Source organism: Colwellia hornerae (genome assembly GCF_007954355.1).
Classification (GTDB): domain Bacteria; phylum Pseudomonadota; class Gammaproteobacteria; order Enterobacterales; family Alteromonadaceae; genus Colwellia_A; species Colwellia_A hornerae.
In genome coordinates, this window is sequence record NZ_VOLR01000004.1 from 1 (window position 1) to 24,532 (window position 24,532).

Annotated in this window: 17 protein-coding genes; 3 read left to right on the forward strand and 14 right to left on the reverse strand. The window is 38.5% G+C overall.

What is annotated here, in order from left to right:
• Positions 1-123 precede the first annotated feature (123 nt).
• From ESZ26_RS03365 to sdhC, 10 genes are all read right to left on the reverse strand, one after another.
• Positions 124-402 carry a hypothetical protein gene (locus tag ESZ26_RS03365; RefSeq protein ID WP_146798050.1) on the reverse strand — a complete coding sequence of 93 codons (279 nt, stop codon included), beginning with the start codon at positions 400-402 and terminating at the stop codon, positions 124-126.
• 1,163 nt (positions 403-1,565) lie between these two features.
• Positions 1,566-3,560, reverse strand: a complete 1,995-nt coding sequence (locus tag ESZ26_RS03370) for a hypothetical protein (protein WP_146798052.1) — start codon at positions 3,558-3,560, stop codon at positions 1,566-1,568.
• Between the two features lie 842 nt (positions 3,561-4,402).
• Positions 4,403-5,275 (reverse strand): succinate--CoA ligase subunit alpha, encoded by an 873-nt coding sequence (gene sucD / locus ESZ26_RS03375; protein ID WP_070376201.1) that lies wholly within the window; start codon positions 5,273-5,275, stop codon positions 4,403-4,405.
• Entirely contained in the window at positions 5,275-6,441 is a 1,167-nt protein-coding gene (sucC, locus tag ESZ26_RS03380; protein ID WP_070376200.1) for an ADP-forming succinate--CoA ligase subunit beta, read from the reverse strand. The genes sucD and sucC overlap by 1 nt, the downstream gene beginning before the upstream one ends.
• Before the next feature lie 188 nt (positions 6,442-6,629).
• Positions 6,630-8,117, reverse strand: a complete 1,488-nt coding sequence (odhB, locus tag ESZ26_RS03385; RefSeq protein WP_146798054.1) for a 2-oxoglutarate dehydrogenase complex dihydrolipoyllysine-residue succinyltransferase — start codon at positions 8,115-8,117, stop codon at positions 6,630-6,632.
• A gap of 19 nt (positions 8,118-8,136) precedes the next feature.
• Positions 8,137-10,944 (reverse strand): 2-oxoglutarate dehydrogenase E1 component, encoded by a 2,808-nt coding sequence (locus ESZ26_RS03390; protein WP_146798056.1) that lies wholly within the window; start codon positions 10,942-10,944, stop codon positions 8,137-8,139.
• 159 nt (positions 10,945-11,103) lie between these two features.
• Entirely contained in the window at positions 11,104-11,814 is a 711-nt protein-coding gene (locus ESZ26_RS03395) for a succinate dehydrogenase iron-sulfur subunit (RefSeq protein WP_146798058.1), read from the reverse strand.
• A 13-nt stretch (positions 11,815-11,827) separates the two neighbouring features.
• Positions 11,828-13,600 (reverse strand): succinate dehydrogenase flavoprotein subunit, encoded by a 1,773-nt coding sequence (gene sdhA / locus ESZ26_RS03400; RefSeq protein WP_146798060.1) that lies wholly within the window; start codon positions 13,598-13,600, stop codon positions 11,828-11,830.
• Complete coding sequence (sdhD, locus tag ESZ26_RS03405) at positions 13,601-13,948, reverse strand: succinate dehydrogenase, hydrophobic membrane anchor protein (RefSeq protein WP_146798062.1); 348 nt, start codon at positions 13,946-13,948, stop codon at positions 13,601-13,603. It lies immediately after the preceding gene.
• The gene (gene sdhC, locus ESZ26_RS03410; protein ID WP_146798064.1) at positions 13,942-14,316 is read right to left on the reverse strand and encodes a succinate dehydrogenase, cytochrome b556 subunit; all 375 of its coding nucleotides are present in this window, start codon (positions 14,314-14,316) and stop codon (positions 13,942-13,944) included. Before sdhC ends, sdhD begins: the two co-directional genes overlap by 7 nt.
• A gap of 410 nt (positions 14,317-14,726) precedes the next feature.
• Between sdhC and ESZ26_RS03415 the strand changes: the two genes are divergently transcribed.
• Together ESZ26_RS03415 and tcdA are read left to right on the forward strand one after the other, a co-directional pair.
• Complete coding sequence (locus tag ESZ26_RS03415; RefSeq protein WP_146798066.1) at positions 14,727-16,013, forward strand: citrate synthase; 1,287 nt, start codon at positions 14,727-14,729, stop codon at positions 16,011-16,013.
• Positions 16,014-16,722: 709 nt separating this feature from the next.
• Positions 16,723-17,517: a tRNA cyclic N6-threonylcarbamoyladenosine(37) synthase TcdA gene (gene tcdA, locus ESZ26_RS03420; RefSeq protein WP_146798068.1), complete on the forward strand. Its 795-nt coding sequence runs from the start codon at positions 16,723-16,725 to the stop codon at positions 17,515-17,517.
• A gap of 2 nt (positions 17,518-17,519) precedes the next feature.
• Here the strand turns inward: tcdA and ESZ26_RS03425 are convergent, their stop codons facing one another.
• Positions 17,520-19,190 (reverse strand): SufS family cysteine desulfurase, encoded by a 1,671-nt coding sequence (locus tag ESZ26_RS03425; protein WP_146798070.1) that lies wholly within the window; start codon positions 19,188-19,190, stop codon positions 17,520-17,522.
• A gap of 179 nt (positions 19,191-19,369) precedes the next feature.
• Here ESZ26_RS03425 and ESZ26_RS03430 point away from each other — a divergent pair, with 179 nt between their 5' ends.
• Complete coding sequence (locus tag ESZ26_RS03430) at positions 19,370-19,645, forward strand: hypothetical protein (protein ID WP_146798072.1); 276 nt, start codon at positions 19,370-19,372, stop codon at positions 19,643-19,645.
• 49 nt (positions 19,646-19,694) lie between these two features.
• Here the strand turns inward: ESZ26_RS03430 and ESZ26_RS03435 are convergent, their stop codons facing one another.
• From ESZ26_RS03435 to pnp, 3 genes are all read right to left on the reverse strand, one after another.
• A complete protein-coding gene (locus ESZ26_RS03435) occupies positions 19,695-21,089 on the reverse strand; it encodes a hypothetical protein (protein WP_146798074.1) in 1,395 nt (464 codons plus the stop codon).
• Between the two features lie 30 nt (positions 21,090-21,119).
• Entirely contained in the window at positions 21,120-22,016 is an 897-nt protein-coding gene (nlpI, locus tag ESZ26_RS03440) for a lipoprotein NlpI (RefSeq protein ID WP_146798076.1), read from the reverse strand.
• Between the two features lie 95 nt (positions 22,017-22,111).
• Positions 22,112-24,229 carry a polyribonucleotide nucleotidyltransferase gene (gene pnp / locus ESZ26_RS03445; RefSeq protein WP_146798078.1) on the reverse strand — a complete coding sequence of 706 codons (2,118 nt, stop codon included), beginning with the start codon at positions 24,227-24,229 and terminating at the stop codon, positions 22,112-22,114.
• Positions 24,230-24,532: the final 303 nt, after the last annotated feature.

Here is a 24,532-nt window from a genome sequence, read left to right on the forward strand (position 1 = left end):
TTCGTTAAGGATAGTTCGCCATTGCTCATGGCTTCGCGTTATTTTCATAAGTTACTCCAAATAATTGTTTGAAGTAACTTAACTTGATCACGAGTGAATATTTAGATGCACTTTGCCAGACGCTTACGGTAAAGGTGTGATAGTAATATCTATACCGATATTTTTGTAAATTTGAGGCAAAACAATCCGACCTACTTCTTGCTCTATCAGTAATTCAATAGAAGCAAAGTTATAGTGAATAGTTTGGGGCAGTTCAGGAGAACTGTGTCTTAGATTAATAGCTGAACTTGCATATAAAATATAAGTAGGCGGCAAAATTGAACGGGCCAGAACATTTGGAGATACTATCGAAATGAAGCATGCACCACTAAGTAAAAAATAAAGACTGAATATTACTTTCACTTAAACTTCCCCTTCAAATTAATGCTTATAAAATATAACGTTCTTAATAATGACCTCCTTGTATGTTTTTTCAGACTTTACGCAGTAGCAGCAACATTGGGAATGTTAAACGACGATATAGAGTCTATTCAATAGGACTATAATATAAATTGGAGAGTAAAATGACAAGTAATACCTTTAAGCTACTACCCTACATACTTTACACTATCGGGTATAACAGCTATGTTGACCTGCTTATTAGCCAGCACCCACCATCCTAAAAGTTGCTTAATTGAGGTCCTATGTCTTATCTCTCAGATTCCGTATAAGAAACTTACGGAATAACGCTTTGGGGTTGCGAGATGGTTTAATACTCATTTATGCAACAGCGCCCTTTGAGCCCCGAAAAGCTTTGGCGTTTAATCCTTTCTGGGAGCAGTTAGCGCCCCTACGCCAAACCCTTTAACAAAATCCAAGCCTGTAAATTACAATAAGTGTCCGTGTAATTTCTTTCGCTTTTTCCCGTCATCCTCGTGGTGACTTAATCGAGGATCTATGTCTTATCTCCCAGATTTCCGTATAAAAAAATACGAAATAACGGCTTGGGGTCTTGATATGGTTGAATACTCATTTATGCAACAGCGCCCTTTGAGCTTAAAGAGACTTCGGCGTTTAACCTTCTTTGAGTGCCGTTAGCGCCCGGATATTCAAACCCTTTAACAAATCCAAGCCTGTAGATTACAATGAGTGTCCGTGTAATTTTTAAATTAAAGTGAGTGTCCATGTAATTTCTCCTAGATTATTGCAGCAGCGCCCTTTGAGCCCAAAGAGGCTTTGGCCTTTAACCTTCTCTGGGTGTAGTTAGCGCCCGGACACTCAAACACTTGAACAAAATCCAAGCCTGTAGATTACAATGAGTGTCTTTCTAATTTGTTCGCTTATTCCCGTCATCCTAGTAGTCGCTTAATCGAGGTTCTATGTCTTATCTCCCAGATTTCGTATCAGAAACTTACGTAATGACGATATTAATAACCTGTCAGCTACACAGACTTGGCATTTTTATAAATAGCATCGCCACCGCGACAATAGTCGCTAGATTTAAAATAAAAAACCCGCTGAATAGCGGGTTTTTAAGGTGAAGTAATCTACTTAACTTACTTATGTACGATAACCATCAGCGATGATTATTGTACCGGGATATTGATAGTGCCGGTTACAACATCACCCGCTTTTGTTTCATAAACATATTCAAAAGTTAAACTGTTTTCCGAATTATCTAAATCATCGGATTCATATATAGACGTTGAAGCGCGGTAAACTTTTTGACTGTCAAGTTGAGCCGTTCCAGTTTCAATCGACGTTTGCAGTCTTTCATTAATTAACGTTTCATTTTCAGCAAGCTTTACTAACCCCAATGGTGAAACATTATAAGGGTTACCATTTCTAACTAAAGTATAGTTTCTTACTGCATTATAACTTACACCGTCTGATGTTACAGAATAAAGGCGCATTGAAAAGCTTTGTAACGTTTCAATTGATGATGGTAAATAGAAGTAAACACTGCGGTCATAATCAGAGGGTGCTGAACTATCACCCGCTGAATTTGAGGCAGTTATCGCTTGCCCATTAGTGGTAAAGTTATTGTTATCTAAACGCACATCATTAATATCAAAGTCATCATTATTATTTTCGATATAAAATGAAAGAGAATCGCCATTAACATCGACAGATTGTTCTGTAGACTTCACCACTAAAGTGTTTACATTGTACTGGTAATCCTGACCTTTAGACAAAGGGTTAACAGGGGTAATCGTCAGTTTGGTCTCATTTAAACTTGTCTCAAATGACACTGGAATATCGACCATGCCGCTTACTAACGTCGTGCCAGGTAAAATCACATCATTGAGTGCATCATTACCTTTAATTACAGTAAAACCAGACGTGTTAATAAGTGACAAGCTGCTTGCTAATGGAGTAATAGCTTGAGAATAGAATATACTGAAACTTTTATCTGTATAGTTTACTTCATTCGCTGCAATAACTACCTCTAAAGAAGAACTAACATTATTAACTACTCTTGGCATAACCGCTAACTCAACAATTTGAGTATTAGCAATGTTATAACAACAGTTTTCTAAAGCACCCGAAATGTTAACTCTTAGGCTGTCATCATCATTCTTATTCAGTTCGATTGAAGCACTCTGATAAGAGATGTCATTTGCCATAAATGAAGGGATTTCTACACGTGAGTAATCACCAAAATTTGCTGATATCACATACTGTTCTGTTGTAGTATCAAAAGAAGAAGTCGTCTCCTCGCCCTCAGAATCTGTTGAGAAAAACTCAGCACCTAAAATAATATTTGCACTTGCGTCAATCATAGTTATGCGAAATTCAATCTCAGTTAGTGGCATTTCTTCTTCTACATAAAGCGTTAATGATTCATCAGCATTCGATGATAAAAAGTATAAATCATTGCTATTACGGTTGTTATATAACTCAGGATTATAATCTATTTCGCCATCTTTATTGATATCTAAGCTGGCTCTAACCATGGTATTTAGATACTTAGGTATGGTGATATGGTAAATGCCATTAGCTTCATTATAAGTTGAGTGATGCTGATATTTATTCGCTCTTGAACTACTACCGTAATGCGAAGAAGCCGAAAACGCTAATCCAGCAAGAGGCAATCCTGATGTTTTATTAATAACAGTGATTTGCATATCTTTAGCTGCAGACACTTCAAATTGACCAAAGTCATTAGCGGTATTTACTGCACTTGAATGACCGGTATTAATAAAAAAGGCACGAGATAAAAATTGATCATTGCTACTTTCAATGATCAATTCAATATCAGAATTAGCAGGGATATTTTCTAATTTAAATTCACCACCGACAAAGTTAAGGCTATCTACGAGGACGACATCAGCAGCAATAATCGTAATATTAGTGGTTGATACTGCTTGACCATCAAGTGCATTAACAACAATACCCGTTAATGTAACAGAAGCTACTGGAGAACCAGAATTGTTTGAACTATTAGTACTACTAAGAATTTCATTTTGCGTTTGGATTGCTTGCGCGATATCTTCGTTCTTATTGTCGTTTTCCACTTCCAAACATGCTGTTAATAAACATAAAGAAACGCTTATTATCACTAGGTTTACATACTTCAATTTTATTTTCCTTTTAAAATTTAGAAGGGAAAAAATTATACAATCATTGTTATATCGAATTCCCTTCAATAGATCGCGAATGTTAACACAAGATTAAATTACAGTTAACACCTCTAGTGTAATTATTGATTTTAATAATAAATAAAAATAGTATTTAACATGAAGCTAACCAGTTATCTTCTAGATTCCGTATAAGAAACTTACGGAATGATAACTTGGGGTCTTGGTATGGTTGAATACTCATTTATGCAACAGCGCCCTTTGAGCTTAAAGAGACTTCGGCGTTTAACCTTCTTTAAGTGCCGTTAGCGCCCGGATACTCAAACCCTTTAACAAAATCCAAGCCTGTAAATTACAATGAGTGTCCGTGTAATTTCTTTCGCTTTTTTCCGTCATCCTCGTGGTGACTTAATCGAGGATCTATGTCTTATCTCCCCGATTTCCGTATAAAAAAAATACGAAATAACGGCTTGGGGTCTTGATATGGTTGAATACTCATTTATGCAACAGCGCCCTTTTAACCCCGAAAAGCTTCGGCGTTTAACCCTCTCTAGGTACAGTTAGCGCCCAGATGCCAAGGCAATAAACAATTTCCAAGCAAGTAATTATAGTAACGGGCCTTTGAATATTCTTTCATATTTTGGGTGTAGTCGCTACAGCGACAACTTAGATAAGAAATAATGAAAACTTAATGTATACCTGATCTCATTTGTTGTTTAAGAGTTTTATTAAATTACAGATACAAAAAACCCACATTCTCTATCAGAAAATGCGGGTTTTTTATTAAGAAATACTGAGCTATCAATTGTTATCCTGCCTTTCGTCAGGATAACAATAACTGATTACCAGCCTGTTTTCTCTTTAAGTGCTACACCGATATCAGCTAAAGAACGAACAGTTTTAACACCGGCCGCTTCAAGTGCTGCGAATTTCTCATCAGCTGTACCTTTACCACCGGCGATAATCGCGCCAGCGTGACCCATACGCTTACCTTCTGGTGCAGTAACACCAGCAATGTAAGATACAACAGGTTTAGTAACGTGTGCTTTGATATATTCAGCCGCTTCTTCTTCAGCAGTTCCGCCAATTTCACCAATCATTACAATTGCTTCAGTTTGTGGATCGTTTTGGAACATTTCCAATACGTCGATGAAGTTAGTTCCTGGAATCGGGTCACCACCAATACCTACACAAGTAGATTGGCCAAAACCTGCATCAGTCGTTTGCTTAACGGCTTCGTACGTTAACGTACCAGAACGTGAAACAATACCTACTTTACCAGGCTTGTGGATGTGACCAGGCATGATACCAATCTTAGTTTCGCCAGGAGTAATAACACCTGGGCAGTTAGGACCGATCATACGAACGCCAGATTGATCAAGCTTAGCTTTAACGTCAACCATATCTAAAGTAGGAATACCTTCAGTGATAGTAACGATAAGCTCGATGCCTGCATCAATTGCTTCTAAAATTGCATCTTTACAGAAAGGAGCTGGAACGTAGATAACTGTTGCTGTTGCGCCAGTTGCTTCTACAGCTTCACGTACTGTGTTAAATACTGGTAGGCCTAAATGCGTTTGACCGCCTTTACCTGGGCTTACGCCACCAACCATTTGTGTACCGTATTCAAGTGCTTGTTCTGAATGGAATGTACCTTGACCACCCGTGAAACCTTGACAGATTACTTTAGTATCTTTATTGATTAAGATAGACATTATTTGCCCTCCGCAGCTGCTACAACTTTAGTCGCTGCATCAGTTAATGACTCAGCAGCAATGATGTCTAAGCCAGATTTTTTAAGAACTTCACGACCTTCTTCAGCATTTGTACCTTCTAAACGTACAACTACCGGTACTTTAACGCCTACATCTTTAACTGCAGCGATAATACCTTCAGCAATCATGTCACAACGTACGATGCCACCAAAGATGTTAACTAAAACAGCTTTAACGTTGTCGTCAGAAAGAATAATTTTGAATGCTTCAGAAACACGTTCTTTCGTTGCTCCGCCGCCAACATCTAGGAAGTTAGCTGGCTTGCCACCGTGTAAATTAACGATATCCATAGTGCCCATTGCTAGGCCGGCACCGTTAACCATACAACCAACGTTACCATCTAAGGCTACGTAGTTTAATTCAAAACGTGCAGCATGAGCTTCACGTTCATCTTCTTGAGATGGATCATGGAACGCACGCATTTTAGGTTGACGGTATAAAGCATTACCATCGATACCAATTTTACCGTCTAGACAGTGAAGATTACCTTCGTCAGTAATAACTAACGGGTTAATTTCTAGTAAAGCGAAATCGAAATCTTCAAACATTTTTGCAAGACCTAAAAAGATCTTAACAAATTGCTTCATTTGCGTTGGGTTTAAACCTAACTTAAAACCTAATTCACGAGCTTGGTACGGTTGAGCACCAACAAGTGGATCGATTTCAGCTTGGTGAATTAACTCAGGCGTTTCTTCAGCAATCTTCTCAATATCAACACCGCCTTCAGTAGAGGCCATGAATACTACTCTACGACTAGCGCGGTCAACAACAGCACCAAGGTATAATTCGTTAGCAATATCTGTACAGCTTTCTACTAAAATTTTAGCAACTGGCTGACCGTTCGCGTCAGTTTGGTAAGTAACTAAGTTCTTACCTAACCAGTTTTGAGCAAAATCTTTGATTTCTTGCTTAGATTTAACTAGCTTAACGCCGCCAGCTTTACCGCGACCGCCCGCGTGAACTTGAGTTTTAACAACCCACATAGTGCCGCCGATTTTATCAGCCGCTTCTGCCGCTTCCTGAGGTGTATCGCAAGCGAAACCTTCAGAAACTGGTAAACCATATTCAGCGAATAATTGTTTCGCTTGATACTCATGCAAATTCATGGTGTATTTCCATTTATCTGTGAATGATAATGACAGCTGTTCTTAGTTATAAATATAAGTAAAATCTTAATCATAAATAAAATTTGCTATCATCGAAAAAAGTTGACCGATTATAGTATAAAAGCCCTAAGGAACAAAGTCCCCAGAGCTAATACTATAGTCTAAATCAAAAGATTTATTATTCTCGATTATATATCAAGAAGTAGACGTGTTGGATCTTCTAACAAGTCTTTAATTGCTACTAAGAAGCCAACAGATTCTTTACCATCAATTAAACGATGATCATAAGAAAGTGCTAAGTACATCATCGGCAATATTTCAACTTTTCCATCAACAGCCATAGGTCTGTCTTGGATTTTATGCATTCCTAAAATAGCCGCTTGCGGTAAGTTTAAGATAGGTGTTGAAAGTAATGAACCAAAAACACCACCGTTAGTAATCGTGAAATTACCGCCAGTCATATCTTCAATTGAAAGCTTACCATCACGACCTTTTATTGCTAAGTCGCGAATACCATTTTCAATCGCTGCCATACCTAATTGATCGGCATCACGCAATACTGGCGTTACTAAGCCACGTGGCGTAGATACGGCAATAGAAATATCAAAAAAGTTATGATAAACAATATCATCACCGTCAATTGAAGCATTTACCGCAGGGAAGCGTTTCAATGCTTCAGTAACCGCTTTAACATAAAATGACATAAAGCCTAAACGCGTATCATGCGTTTTCTCAAATAAATCTTTGTATTGCTTACGAAGATCCATAATTGGCTTCATGTTAACTTCGTTAAATGTTGTTAGCATTGCCGTTGAATTTTTAGCTTCTAATAAACGTTTAGCAATTGTCTTACGTAAACGCGTCATAGGTACACGTTTTTGCGTACGTTCGCCTAAATCTTGTGCAACAGGTGCTGCAGCAGGTTTGGCCGCTGGTGCTGGTGCTGGTTTATTAGCCGCTGCTTCAACATCTTCTTTAGAGATACGTCCGCCTTTACCAGTACCTGTAACATTAGCAGCCGTTAAGCCTTTTTCTGTCATCAAACGACGAACAGAAGGGCTAGCTAATTCGTCAGAGCTAATGGCATCTTCTGAAGTAGCTGCAGGAGCACTTGCTGTTGCACCGGCATTTAATTGGCCAATAACTTGTGAACCTAATACGGTGTCACCTTCAACGTGGATGATTTTACCAATCACACCATTGTCTTGTGCAACAACTTCTAGAACAACTTTATCCGTTTCGATATCAACCAAGTTTTGGTCAACAGAAACTGTATCACCTGTCGCAACATGCCAAGTAGCAACTGTTGCATCAGCAACAGACTCAGGTAAAACCGGGACGATGATGTCGATAACTTTCACAGCTGTTGCCGCAGGAACTGATTTTGCCGCCGCTGCAGGTTTTGCCGCTGCAGGGGCTGAAACCTCTGCTGATGCGTCGCCTTCAGTCAGGATAGCAATAACTTGCTCGCCTAATACTGTTGCGCCTTCAGCTTGAGAAATTTCAGTGATCACTCCATCAACGACGGCTTGAACTTCAAGCACAACTTTGTCAGTTTCAATATCTACTAATACTTGGTCACGTGAAACTTTATCACCTACTTGTACATGCCAAGTAGCTACGGTTGCGTCAGCAACTGATTCAGGTAAAACGGGAACCTTAATTTCGGTGGTCATTTATTTTATTCCTTACTCACTAGTCTTCAACAGATAGCGCGTCATTGACTAGCGCTTGTTGTTCTTTTACATGGACTGACATATAACCTACAGCTGGTGCTGCAGAGGCCTTTCGACCAGCATATGTCAAATAAGTACCTTCAGGTATTGCCGCTCTAAAGTGATGCTGTGAACAATACCATGCACCTTGGTTTTGCGGTTCTTCCTGACACCAAACGAATTGCTTCACATGCTGGTATTTCGCCAACTCTGCCTGAAGCTCTACTTCTGGAAATGGATATAGCTGCTCGATTCGAATGATAACAACATTTTCTTGCTCACTCTTGCGACGCTGATCAAGTAATTCGTAGTAAACTTTACCACTACAAAAAACGACACGTGTCACTTTTTTCGGATCGATATCATCAACTTCACCAATCACATTATGGAAAACACCGGTCGATAGTTCTTCTAATGAAGAGACTGCTAACGGATGTCTTAATAATGACTTAGGCGACATAACAACCAATGGACGACGCATAGGACGAACCACTTGACGACGCAGCATGTTAAATACTTGCGCAGGTGTCGATGGCACACATACTTGCATATTGTGATCGGCACAAAGTTGTAAAAAACGCTCTAAGCGTGCTGATGAATGTTCTGGACCTTGACCTTCATAGCCATGTGGTAACAACATAGTTAAGCCACATAAACGGCCCCATTTTTGCTCACCTGAACTAATAAATTGGTCAAAGACTACTTGTGCACAGTTGGCAAAATCGCCAAATTGCGCTTCCCAAATAGTAAGCCCTGCTGGTTCTGCAGTAGTATAACCATATTCAAAAGCGACCACTGAGACTTCTGACAATACTGAGTCATGAATATCAAACGGGCCTTGTCCTTCGCGAATATTTTGTAAAGGTAAATATTTGCTAGCGTCATCTTGATTATGTAAAACAGCATGACGATGGAAAAAAGTACCACGGCCAGAGTCTTGTCCAGTAATACGAACACGTTTACCTAAATCAACGATCGAGGCGTAAGCTAAATTTTCTGCCATCCCCCAATCAAGTAATTTTTCACCCGATGCCATTTTAACGCGGTCATCGTATATCTTCTTAACACGCCCCTGGACAGGATGAGACTCAGGATAGGTTGACAGCTTACCGGCAAGTTCTTTCAGTTTTTCAACAGAAATTTCTTTATCGTAATCATCATCCCAGTCATGGCCAAGATATGGAGTCCAATCGACAGAATGCTCTGTCATAGGACGCCATTGTTCAACCGTACACTGACCTTCGTCAAGCAATTTACGATAATATGCCGTTAATTCGTTCGACTTATCCAAGCTAACTGAACCTTCAGTATCAAGTTGCTGTGCATATAATTGACGAGGTGTTGGGTGTTTCTTGATTTTTTTGTACATCAATGGCTGTGTTGCACTAGGCTCATCAGCTTCATTGTGACCATGGCGACGGTAACAAACGAGGTCGATAACAACATCACGCTTAAATTCGTTACGATAATCAAGGGCAATTTGTGTTGCCAAGATAACGGCTTCGGGATCATCGCCATTTACATGTAAAATTGGCGCTGAAACCATTTTGGCGATTTCAGTACAATATTCACCACTGCGCGTATCTTGAGGATTAGACGTTGTAAAACCTACCTGATTATTAATAACGATACGAATCGTTCCACCGACTTTAAATGCACGCGCTTGTGACATATTAAACGTTTCTTGCACCACACCTTGACCGGCAATAGCAGCGTCACCATGAATAGTAACCGGAAGAACCGTATCACCGACTTTATCGCCACGTCTGTCTTGACGCGCACGAACTGAGCCAATAACAACAGGGTTAACAATTTCTAGATGCGATGGATTAAAGGCCAAAGCTAAATGAACATTGCCGCCAGGTGTTACGAAATCTGATGAATAACCTTGGTGATATTTAACATCGCCCGAAGATAAAATTTCATCGTGTTTTCCGCCAAATTCGTCAAATAACTTCGACGGGTTTTTGCCCATCACGTTAACTAAGACATTTAAACGGCCACGGTGAGCCATGCCAATAACAACTTCTTTAGTGCCTTGTGTACCGGCACGAGAAATAAGCTCTTTCAGCATAGGGACTAGCGCATCACCACCTTCAAGGGAGAAACGTTTCGCGCCTGGAAATTTAGCCCCAAGGTATTTACAAATACCATCGGCAGCTATAAGACCTTTAAGAATTTCTTCTTTTTGCTCGACAGAAAATTTTGCTTGCGACTGCACAGACTCTAAGCGTTGTTGGATCCAACGTTTTTCATCGGTATCAGTAATGTGCATATATTCAGCACCAATAGAACCACAGTAAGTGGTTTTAAGGGCATTATATAGGTCACCTAACTTCATCGCATCTTGAGAAGTAGCAAAGGAGCCGACGTTGAACTCTGTGTCAAAGTCATTTTCTGAAAGTTCGTGATGCGACAGTTGTAAGTCGCGTACCTTATCTCGTTTCCACAAACCTAAGGGGTCAAGATTGGCATTTTGATGTCCACGAAAACGAAAAGCATTAATTAGCTGTAAAACTTTAACTTGTTTGGCATCACTGCTACCAGAAACAACAACAGTTTTATGGGATTGCTTAGCTAATTCTTTAAATTCGTTGCGGATTTCAGAGTGCCTAAACTCTAAGTCAGCACCTTCAATTTTTGGAAGTTGTTGGAATAATGTTCGCCATTCTGCAGAAACAGATTGGGAGTTATCCAAATAAGATTCGTATAATTCTTCAATGTAAGTAGCGTTAGCACCACTTAAATGAGAAGACTCTAACCAAGCCTTCATTGTACCTTCGGGCATTGCCTGTTCCTTTATGGGATAAAAGCAATAAAAAAATAAACAATTATCGTTAGCAAGTCAATTAGACTAATGGCTAATTGTCATCGGCTAATGATGACTATTCCTGTTTTAAAACAACAGAGCGCTAGAAAATCGTTTCTAACACTCCGCTATTTAATTTTATACTGCGCGTGAAATCAACATCGACTTAATGTGGCCGATAGCTTTCGTTGGGTTTAATCCTTTTGGACAAACATCAACACAGTTCATAATACCATGACAACGGAATACGCTGTAGGCATCTTGTAAACCATCTAAACGTTCTTCTGTTGCGGTATCACGGCTATCAATTAAGAAGCGATAAGCATGCAACAAACCTGCTGGCCCGATAAACTTATCTGGATTCCACCAGAAAGACGGACAAGAAGTTGAACAACAAGCACATAAAATACACTCGTATAAACCATCAAGCTTTTCGCGCTCTTCAATAGATTGAAGATGCTCACGTGCTGGTGGATTTTTACCATCATTAATTAAAAACGGCTTGATTTTTTCATATTGATTATAAAACTGTGTCATATCAATAACTAAATCACGTACAACCGGTAAACCGGGTAAAGGGCGTAACACTATTTTCTTTGCTGGAACAGCTGATAATGGTGTAATACAACCTAAACCATTTTTACCGTTAATATTCATACCATCTGAGCCACATACACCCTCACGACATGAACGACGGAAAGAGATAGTAGCATCTTGCTCTTTTAATAAGATAAGTGCATCAAGTACCATCATATCTGAGCCTTCTGGAATTTCCAGCTCATAATCTTTCATGTAAGGTGCATTATCAACATCAGGGTTGTAACGATAAATCGAAAAAATTTGTTTCATTGCAATGCTCCTATTAATATACGCGGGCTTTCGGTGGGAAAGCTTCACGGTGAACGGGTGCCATATTTACTTTACGCTTAGACATAGCTTGTGTCTCTGGCGTATAAATACTATGACATAACCAGTTTTCATCATCACGAACAGAAAAATCTGCGCGCGCATGAGCACCACGTGATTCAGTACGGAAGTTAGACGCTTTAGCTGTACAAAAAGCTGTTTCCATCAAGTTATCTAATTCTAAACACTCGATACGTTGCGTGTTAAATTCTGAAGACTTATCATCTAGGCTTGCATGCTGAAGACGTTCACGGATATCAGTCAACTCTTTCATGCCTTCGGCCATAGCATCACCTTCACGGAATACCGAGAAGTTAAACTGCATACATTTTTGCAAGTCTTTACGTATTTGAGTTGGGCTTTCTCCACCTTTTACAGATGACTCCCAACGATTAGTACGTGCTAATGAAGCTTCTAAGTCAGACTCAGAGGCATCTTTGCCACTTTGCGTATCATTTAAGTAAGTTCCTAAGAAGTTACCCGCTGCACGGCCAAAGACCACTAAATCAAGCAGAGAATTACCACCTAAGCGGTTCGCACCATGAACAGATACACAAGCAATCTCACCAACGGCGAAAAGCCCTTCAACTATAGTTTCTTTACCCGTTTCTGGGTTAAAGTTAATCGCTTGACCATTAACGTTACAAGGTACACCACCCATTTGATAATGACAGGTTGGTATAACTGGAATAGGTTCTATTGCTGGATCTACGTGAGCAAATGTTTTCGATAAATCACAAACACCAGGTAAACGTTTTTCAAGCGTTTCACGGCCTAAATGATCAAGTTTAAGCTTAAGATGTGGACCCATAGGACCATCAAAGCCACGACCTTCACGGATTTCTGTCATCATAGAACGAGCAACTACGTCACGACCAGCTAAATCTTTAGCATTTGGCGCGTAACGCTCCATGAAACGTTCACCATCTTTATTAAGAAGATAACCACCTTCTCCACGACAACCTTCAGTAACAAGCGTACCTGCACCGGCGATTCCCGTTGGATGGAACTGCCACATTTCCATGTCTTGCATCTGTATACCAGCACGAACTGCCATGCCAACACCGTCACCGGTATTGATGTGAGCATTCGTTGTTGATGCATAGATACGACCAGCACCACCGGTAGCTAATACCGTAGCACGGGCTTTGAAGTAAACTATTTCGCCTGTTTCGATACAAATAGCAGTTGTACCAACAATAGCACCGTCACTGTTTTTAACTAAATCTAGTGCATACCACTCAGAGTAGACATTAGTTTTATTTTTAACGTTTTGTTGGTACAAACAATGTAATAAAGCATGGCCTGTACGATCGGCTGCAGCCGCTGTACGTGCAGCTTGTTCGCCACCAAAGTTTTTAGATTGGCCACCGAAAGGACGTTGATAAATCTTACCTTCTTCAGTACGAGAAAAAGGCAGACCCATTTTCTCTAGCTCAATAATAGATTCAGGACCAGTTTTACACATGTATTCAATGGCGTCTTGGTCTCCGATATAATCAGAACCCTTAACCGTATCGTACATATGTTGTTCCCAATGATCTTCATGCGCATTACCTAGCGCAACAGTAATACCACCTTGAGCAGATACTGTATGAGAACGAGTAGGAAAAACTTTAGAAATCAAGGCACAAGATTTACCTGATTCAGAAATAGCTAATGCAGCGCGCATACCTGCACCACCGGCGCCAATAACTATAGCGTCAAATTCACGAATTGGAACGCCCACTTATACACCCCACACAATTAAAAAGCCTGCCGCGAGGTAAGCTAATAAAGTAACAGAAAAGAAGAATTGTAATGACCCGCGCAAAAAAGCTGGCTTAATATAATCAGACAATACTTGCCAAATACCAATCCACGCATGAACAACAACTGACAGAACAGCAAGTAATGTTGCTATTTTTACTGACATCAAGCCAAAAAAGCTATGCCAAGCGTCATAAGTTACCTCTGGAGTAACTACAAAAAAGCCAGCGATTAATAACGTATATAACGTTAAAATAATAGCGCTTGCTCTTATAAGAATAAAATCATGTACGCCATTTCGGCCTACAGTAGCAATGTTGTTTACCATAACCAAACTCCTACTACGACGGTAAGTACAAACCAAAGTGCCATAGCAAATTTAGCACTGGTGTTACCTGAAGCTAATTCTTCAAAATGGCCTAAGTCCATAAATAAGTGACGAACACCCATTAATATATGGAACGTTAGAGCAGAGATTATGCCAAACATAATGAATTTAAATAAGAAACCATCCAGACATGCTTGAACTTGAGCAAATCCTTCAGCGGAAGATAGAGATAATGAAAGTGCCCACAATAATATACCGATAGCAAATACCATAATGACACCAGAAACACGGTGCAATATCGAGGCGTTTGCCGAAGGATGCATTTTAATTGTAGTCAGATCTAGGTTTACAGGACGTTGTTTTTTCACAATTTCGCCTAAAGAGTTCTTTGAGCCTTCAACTTGTTTTTTTTATTGCTCAATAGAATAAGTAAACGTGTTTACAATCGATTGAGCAATCCCCTAGCGATCTTAGTCAATATTTGTATATAAATGAAATAATCTACAAATAAAAATTAGATCACCCTGATTATATAGCTGAACATTTTTAATTACAATTTTCTTACGCGAGAATTTCACCTTTATTTCAAAGGCCTTAGACTATTATTTAATCAACTTTAGCAATTCTTTAACTTTAGTCTAATGTTGAAACAATTGGTTTGACTTTATAGGGGTATAATGAAGTAGAATACGGTCAGTTTTATATTCATAAAAACTGACTAACTTTTCAAAAGTAAGTTCAGCAAAGCGAATTAAATAATTTATAGGGGATTAAACATATGGCTGAATCTAAAGCCACTCTCAGTATTGATGGTAACGTAGTTGCAGATTTACCAATACTTTCAGGTAGCGCCGGTAACGACGTAATAGACATCAGAACTTTGGGTAATTATGGTTATTTCACTTATGACCCGGGTTTCTTAGCAACCGCTTCATGTGAATCAGCTATTACTTATATCGATGGTGGTAAAGGTATTTTACAACATCGTGGTTATCCAATTGACAGTTTAGCTAAACAAGCTAATTATTTAGAAGTTTGTTATATATTGTTAAATGGTGATGCACCAACAATGACTCAATATGATGAATTTGTTGATATTATTACCAACCATACTATGGTTCACGAGAAACTTGCTCATTTCTTCCAAGGTTTCTTACCAGACGCACATCCAATGGCGATGCTTTGTGGTGTTGTTGGCGCTATGTCTTCATTTTATCATAGTGATTTAGACATAGAAGACCCTGTGCAACGTATGCGCAGTGCGCATCGTTTAATTGCTAAAATGCCAACTATTTCAGCCATGGCTTACAAGTACAGCATTGGCCAGCCATTCGTTTACCCACGAAATGACTTAAGCTATGCAGAAAACTTCTTACATATGATGTTCTCTGTGCCTGCAGAAGAGTATGTTGTTAGTCCGACTGTTGCCCGTGCCATGGATAGAATATTCACATTGCATGCTGATCATGAACAAAACGCTTCAACGTCAACAGTACGCTTAGCCGGTTCTTCTGGTGCTAACCCTTATGCATGTATCGCTGCAGGCGTTGCATCTTTATGGGGCCCAGCACATGGCGGAGCAAATGAAGCCTGTTTAAAAATGCTTGAAGAAATAGGTAGTTTAGACCGTGTTGATGAATTTGTAGCTCGTGCTAAAGACAAGGCTGATTCATTCCGCTTAATGGGTTTTGGACATCGTGTTTACAAAAACTTTGATCCACGCGCAACGGTAATGCGTGAAACATGTCATGAAGTATTGAAAGAACTTGGCATAAAAGATCCACTGTTAGACGTGGCAATGGCGCTTGAAAAAGTTGCCCTTGAAGACCCATATTTTATCGAGAAAAAACTTTACCCGAATGTTGATTTTTACTCAGGTATCATCTTGAAAGCTATCGGTATTCCTACCAATATGTTCACAGTGGTATTTGCAATGTCTCGTACCGTTGGTTGGATTTCTCACTGGGATGAGATGTTAGGTCAGGCGGGACAAAAAATTGGTCGTCCTCGTCAAAACTATATTGGTGAAATTGACCGTGAATTTATACCATTAAATAAAAGATAATTATTTATTTTATAAATAACGCTTCAAAAGGTAGCTTCGGCTACCTTTTTTATTTCTTCAATTTTAGTCACTCGATGAAGCAGTTTACTGACCTTTTTGGCTTTCGTTATTTAGATTATCTTGGTACTTTCTCATAGTAAAATTTACGCCACCACCACAGCAATAAAAGCATTATTTCGATAGAGTGGCAATATAGCTCGAAAAACGCACGTTATACCAATTAAGAATACCAACTATACATATAAAAAATAAATATAAAAAACAATCCTTTAAAAAAACTAAAAATCTACATTTCAACAAATATACCGTCATATTCTTAACAATAATGACCAATAACTATCACAATAATTGTCTTGAAATACTGATGATTTTATTAGCTGGCTGACCAATTTATTAATATATTTCCCGGGTACTTTCATTTTTTATAAACTATATCGAGCAATAATTACCTTAATTATTTAATTATTATCCATTCAATAAAATATTTAATCGTAAAAATCGAGCTTATCAATAACTGATTTACCCTGACCATTACCTTTATCGCTATCTTAACAAACTATATCCAACCACAATGAGCAGATAAGATAGCCAGTAATGCGGGTAAAAATAGCAAGATAAAGAAAAAGTGTTAATTCACTACGGGATTTACTGTCTTCACCCTTAATTCACCCTTATAATGTTGAAAACTTTATGAGTTAATTATATCGGTATGTCTGAATATCAAATGAGATTTGGTGGTATTGCCCGCCTTTATGGTACTGCGGGTGCAGCCTTATTAGAAAAAGCACACTTCTGTGTGATTGGCATTGGTGGTGTTGGTTCTTGGGCTGCTGAGTCTTTAGCGAGAACCGGGATTGGTTCGATAACCTTAATCGATTTAGATGATATCTGTACAACAAATATTAATCGACAAATTCATGCACTTACTGAAACGATTGGTGAAAGTAAAGTGGATGTTATGGCTGATCGAGTTAAGCAAATTAATCCTGACTGTCAGGTTAATGTCATTGAAGACTTTGTCACTTTTGATAATTTGCGTGAACTATTAAGCAAAAATTTTGATTATGTTATTGATGCTATTGATTCAGTAAAAATAAAAACAGCGATTATTGCACATTGTAAACGTAATAAAATACCCATGATCACTATTGGTGGTGCTGGGGGTCAAACAGACCCAAGCAAAATTCAGCTTTGTGATTTAAGCCAAACTTATCAGGATCCATTACTCGCCAAAGTAAAAAATCAACTGCGTCGTGAATTCAATTTCCCTAAAGCGGATGCAAAAACGAGTAATAAACGTAAATTTTCAATTGATGCGGTTTTTTCTACTGAACAGTTGGTATATCCCGATGACGAAGGCAATGTATGTCACGCAAAACAAACTCAAAATGGCACAGTGCGGTTAGATTGTAGCTCAGGTTTTGGCGCGGTTACTCATGTTACCGCGACCTTTGCTTTCTTTGCAACCAGTCGCGCAATTAAGAAGTATTTAGCTAAACATTAGCTTTAATGTTGGCTTGCCAAGGTTTTAATTTTGTCAACTATGGCTTTTACACCATTACTACGTGATGGGCTCAAGTGCTGTGACAAACCCAATTTTGAAAAATAAGATTGGTCATCAAACGCTAATATTTGTGCTGCGGACTGCTGTTGAAACGCTGCTAATATAATGACCAGTAAACCTCGAATGACTTTAGCGTCGCTGTCGCAGCTAAAATAAAATTTACCTTGAGCATTCTTAGTGCCTAGCAGCCAAGCATGACTTTCACACCCGGCGATCAATGACGTGTTATTGCGGAGGTCTTTATCCATCCTTGCTAAAGACTTACCCAGTATCATTATTTCTCGATGACGTGAATCCCAACCTTTTAATAAGCTAAACTGTTCAATCATGGCTAATTCATTAGTTGAGTTAGCCGACTCTTCTCGCCTTGGCGGCTCAACAATAACTTCATCAACATTGCCATCAATCAACAACGTTAGTTTATCAATAAAAAAATCAACTTCAGCATAAGTATTATAAGCCGCTAATGAAACTCTAATACAGCCACTTAATTGTAAATAATCCATTAAAGGCATTGCGCAATGATGGCCGCTTCTAATAGCAATACCATAGGCATCTAATCCACTGGCAATGTCGTAATTATGTGAATCACTCACGGTAAATGAAAGTACGCCGATATCGGGTTTTTCCTCAACAACAAATTTTACTGCTTTAATATTTTTTAATTTTTCATAACAGTAAGTTGTTAGCAGATTTTCATATTTTGCTAGCTCAGCTAGGCTAAATGAATTGATGAACTCAATACTGGCTGAAAAAGCAATGACACCAGCATAGTTGGGTGTTCCAGCTTCAAATTTAAAAGGTAGTTGATTAAATGATGTTCCTAGAAAACTAACTTTTTTTATCATTTCTCCGCCTCCTTGATAAGGAGGCATAGCCGTTAATAAGTCACGGCGACCATACAAAACACCAACGCCCGTTGGACCAAACATTTTATGCGCTGAAAAAACATAGAAGTCACAATCTAGGGTTTGCATATTGAGTGGCAGATGAGCACAAGCTTGAGCACCGTCGATAACAGTTATCGCTTTATATTTTTTAGCTAAGGTGATAATTTTTTTAACGGGATTAACTTTACCAATCACGTTAGAAATATGCGAAAAACTAACCACCTTAGTTTTTTCATTAAAATAACCAGCTAAGCCATTTTCATCGATAAGACCGCTAGCATCTAAAGGTAAAACTTTAATAATAGCGCCAGTTTTTTCGGCAATCATTTGCCAAGGCACGATGTTAGCGTGGTGCTCAGCATGGCTTAATAATATTTCATCTCCCGTTTTTAGATTTTTTTGTCCCCAACTCTGCGCAATTAAATTAATTCCTCCAGTTGTACCTGAGGTCCAAATAATTTCTTCTAAGTACTCGGCTTGGATAAAGCGTTGCACCTTCGCACGAGCTTGTTCAAAAGCTAAAGTAGCTTTAGCACTTAGAGCATGTGAAGCGCGGTGTACATTAGCATTATATTGTTGATACACCTCACTTTCAGTATCAATAACTATATTAGGTTTTTGAGTAGTAGCGCCATTGTCAAAATAAACTAAAGGTAAGTTATTAACGCGGTTACTGAGCAAAGGGAAATGCTGGCGAAAAGTACTGACATCGAATTGGTTCATAAAAAATTACATTTGAAGATAATATTACTGACATAATTATACCTGATAATGCTAACAAACATGATCATTTAAACAATCAACAGTCTCACTAGTTTAATTAAACAATCGCTGAAAATAACAGGAGAATTTAACCGTTTTAAACTAGAGTTAAACAGTAAAGAAAATAAAGGGTGATAAGTATGAAGTTATTTTCATGGTTCATTAAAGCAAATAAGCAGGTAAAAGCGGCACAAGAAGAGTTATCAACAATAACAACAGAAGTAGTAATAAAGACTACAGACGAAGAAATGAAGACATTTAATAACAATACGATGTGGCCAATAGCAAAAGTTAAAACCACAACGATGATTATTAAGAAGCCAAATAAAAAAATGAATACGTCTCAAAGTACCAAGAAATACGAGACTAACACTAAAGGAGCTAAACCATTTATTATCACTATTCCCTTAGGTTAAGCATAGGTACTTTTAAATCACCTAAGCTGATAAAAGTAGCGCGAAAGCGTTATTTTTTTGCATTCAAAGCGCTGCTGACATTATATAAATAGTGTGGCATTAAAAATTTTTCGGGGTTTTCGGCTAGCAGTTTTAAGTATAACGCTGGAAAGCCAGCTTGATAATAGCGCATCGTAGTTCTTTGATTTAGAGGTTTTATTGCAACAAAATCTATTTCATTACAGCTTTCAGCAATAAAAGCTCCTACAGTATCGACCTCTTCAGACATTGTGCCTAACTTCCAACCTTTTGCTGTATGGATCACTAACGCCGTCTTACTCGATATATATTTAGCCCAGGGTAATTCGTTGAGAATTTCTGCCCGAACGCTCTCTTGGGAACCTTGATAAAAACGCGGTAAAATTGCAATGTTGTGGGAGAACATAGATTTTTGAATAGCCAAACAACGAGAGTGATTCTTGGGCAGCGCATATTCATCGATAAAGCCCAGTAGATGAGCCAGCTCATGATAAAAGACTTCTGCATTATCATTGCTATCGATATATAAAATACCCGAGTTTACGTTAGCGCCACCTTTTTCAACAAGCACCGCAATAAAACGATTATTAGGTGCTAGCTTCTTATTCTGCCAAATAGACTCATCACATCGAATCGCTTCATTGTCATTTTGACGACAAGCAAGTGTTATTTTACTGACATATTGTACCGGTGAAAAACAAAGGTAAGGTGCTAATGTTGCTAATGTTGATGAAGATATAAGTTGTTCAAAATGAGCTAAGTCGCTTAGATTAGTCGCAAAAGGTGCAATCATTGCCAAACAATTTACTGGTGACGGTATACTTGGCGTATTTAAGACATTATAACGTGTTAATTTTTTGGAAAAATCTTGCAGTTCTTCAGATTGTTCTTCAGATTGTTCATCAGTACTTATCGCCTGAAGCTGTTTGATATAACGAGCTATCTCTTGCTTTTCACCTATTGAAATAATGATCTCAAGTAAAATTTTTAAGGCAGCGCCATTAGACGTTATTGGTAGTAATAATTTTTTAGCGTCAAATAGCTTCTTTTTATCGACATAAATTTTTGCTAAGTCAATTCTTGCTTGCTGATGACCTAATCGAATAGCTTGTGAAAGCCAGAGCTCGATGTTGAAATTATTTTCTCCTTGCTTATTTTTATAATACTTGGCTAATTTGAATGCGACCTCACCATCAATTTTTGCCAGCGTCTTGGCAATATTTTGCCATCGTTGGTCGTCCTCAACATAACTATTCAAGCGCTTATACAACAGAGTATTTAAGCCAAAGTCATTTATAAGTGTTATTTGTGAGTGATTAGCATCATCATTTTCTACCGCTTTTATTAAGGATTTTACCGATAAAAAAGCGCTTATTGATATAACGGTCAATAAGCTCATGATGGTTAGGCTGACTTTATATTTCATTAGCAGATATAAATAAAGTGCATCAGCACATTAAGACGATTTAGCTGCTTTGACGATTTTTTGCCTCATTAAGTCTAATTCAAGTCTGGCGTATCTGTGTTCAACAAATTCGTAGACGTTAGTACTCAAGGCTAATTTAAAAAAGTTTGCAGCAAGTTGATTATTATCTTTTAGTTGATAGTATTTCGCTAAGTAGAAATACGCCTCACACAAACGCTCACTCAAGGCCTTGTTAGAATTTACGCCTATTGATAATTGACTGATAAATTCTTGCTGTGTGATTTCCCCCAAATAAAGTTGAATGATATTTTTAGCCCAAACACTATCATCAACTTGCTCTGCAGCCTGTTTCAATGATGCTTGTGCATTAAGTTTATTTGCAGCTGACTCGGCTAAATACATCCATAAAATACGGTAAGGGTCATTACTTTTTCGTTGTTGAAAAGTACTAAAATCATCAATAGATAGTCTGGCGCGACCACCATAATATAAAGCAATGCCTCTGTTTAAGTAGGCATATTCATGATCAGGCGCTAAATCTATAGCCGAATCAAAAGCCTCATAAGCTTGGTTGAATTCTTGTAATTGGGTAAAATGTATCCCTAAAAAATTATAGGCATCGACAAAGTCTGGCTTTAAGCGCAAAGCTCGATTGAAATCAAGACGGGCTAATGAACGTAAACCGACACTGTCATAAACAACGCCACGGTCATAATAAAGCTCAGCTCGTTGTGCATCGGTTATTTCTGCTCTTTGGATAACATCAGTTAGACGCGCTATCGCTATTTCACTTTTATAATTTATGGCTAATGGTTCGGCAATGATAAGTTGGTTCATGGCGAGCGAAGAGACATCTTGTTGGTTGCTCGTACAACCTTGTAGAGAAGAGATGACGATGACAAACGCGACTTTAAAGAATTTATTCACAGAAATAAGGTACCTAATGAAATTTTTATTAACTGATTTTAGTATATAAAAAAGGGAGCCATCAGGCTCCCTTTTTATCTAACTTTTTAAGTAAGCTATTCAGCAGCGTCAGCTACTGGTGCTTCTTTTTTCTCAGTCGCTTCTTTAATACTTAAACGTACACGGCCTTGACGGTCGACTTCAAGTACTTTAACGGTAACTTCTTGACCTTCAGTTAATACATCACTTACCGCATTAACACGTTCGTCAGAGATTTGAGAGATGTGAACTAAACCGTCTTTACCCGGAAGTACGTTAACAAAGGCACCGAAATCAACGATACGTACTACTTTACCTTGGTAAATGGTACCTACTTCAATTTCAGCCGTTAATGCTTTAATACGGTTAATCGCATCTTCAGCTTGCTCACCATTAGTTGCCGCAATTTTAACAGTACCATCGTCATCAATCTCGATAGTTGTACCTGTTTCTTCTGTAAGCATACGGATAGTTGCACCGCCTTTACCTATGATGTCACGAATTTTATCTTGGCTAACTTTGATAGTATGAATGCGTGGTGCAAACTGTGAAATATCATCACGGTGACCAGAGATAGCTTCATCCATTACAGATAAGATATGAGTACGTGCAGCTTTTGCTTGGTTTAAAGCAAGTTGCATGATTTCTTTAGTGATGCCTTCAATTTTAATGTCCATTTGAAGTGCAGTAATACCACCGGTAGTACCCGCTACTTTAAAGTCCATATCACCTAAGTGATCTTCATCACCTAAAATGTCAGAAAGAACAACAAAGTCGTCGCCTTCTTTAACTAAGCCCATTGCAATACCAGCAACAGAAGCTTTAATTGGTACACCAGCATCCATTAATGCTAATGAAGCACCACAAACTGAAGCCATTGAAGATGAACCGTTAGATTCTGTAATTTCAGAAACGATACGCACCGCGTATGGGAATTCTTCAAGTGAAGGCATAACCGCTAACATACCGCGTTTTGCTAAACGACCATGGCCGATTTCACGACGTTTTGGAGAACCAACAAAACCGGTTTCACCAACACAGTATGGAGGGAAGTTATAATGAAGCATAAATGCATCAGTCTTCTCACCCATAATTGTATCAAGACGCTGTGCATCACGTTGTGTACCTAAAGTAGCAGTAACTAACGCTTGTGTTTCACCACGAGTAAATACCGCAGAACCGTGAGTTCTTGGCAATACGCCCGTCATTACGTCTAGGGCACGGATCATTTCAGGGTCACGACCATCGATGCGAGGCATGCCTTTAGTGATACGGCCACGAACAACCGTTTTCTCTAAGTCGTGGAATAAATCTTTTGCTTCTTGAACGTTAAGATCAGCGTCGCTTGCTAATAATGTTTCAACAACACCATCGCGGATTTCTTTAATTTTCTCGTAACGAACTGCTTTTTCAGTAATTTGGTAAGCTTCGTTAACTTGTGCTTCACTCAATTCTGCAATTTTAGCAATAAGGTCAGCGTTTTTAACTGGTGCAACCCAATCCCATTTAGGATTGTTAACTTCTGCAGCCATTTCTTTAATTGCTGTGATAGCCGTTTGCATTTGCTCATGACCATACATAACAGCGCCAAGCATAACTTCTTCAGATAAAACATCAGCTTCAGATTCAACCATTAATACCGCAGAATCAGTACCTGAAACCACTAAGTTCAACTTAGACGTTTCTAATTCAGATTGTAATGGGTTAAGAATGTATTTACCGTCAGTGTAACCAACACGTGCTGCGCCAACAGGACCACTAAATGGCATACCTGAAATAGCTAAAGCTGCAGACGTACCTAATAAAGAAATGATGTCAGGGGCAATTTCTGGGTTAGCAGAAACAACCGTAATAACAACTTGAACTTCGTTAGTAAAGCCATCTGGGAAAAGTGGACGAATTGGACGGTCAATTAAACGACAAATTAATGTTTCTTCTTCAGAAGGACGGCCTTCACGTTTAAAGAAACCACCTGGGATTTTACCCGCTGCGTATGTACGCTCTTGGTAGTTAACCGTTAATGGGAAAAAATCTTGTCCTGGTTTTGCTTCTTTCTTGCCAACAACAGAGACTAATACACACGTATCGTCCATGCTTGCCATAACAGCACAAGTTGCTTGACGTGCGATAGCACCGGTTTCTAAAGTGACGGTATGTTGACCGAATTCAAATGTTTTTGTAACTGTATTGAACATAAATGTTCCTTTTTAGCTAAATATAAATTTTCATTGATTAACCAATCTGTACAATTATTTATTCACTTAAAGCAAAATTTGAAGCGCTTAAGTTGAACAAAAAATTATACAGTTTGGATTGATTAGTTTTGCAAAAGCTTAAAAATTCTAAAAATTTGCAGGCACATTATACTATCAAACGCGCTATTTACTAGCCAGAAAGGGGAATTGTTATTAAGAAAAGACAAAAAAGCGTGCTTTGACTAAGTTTGGGCAACTTACTCGGTAAATGAGCAATAAAAAAAGGAGCTAAAAAGCTCCTTT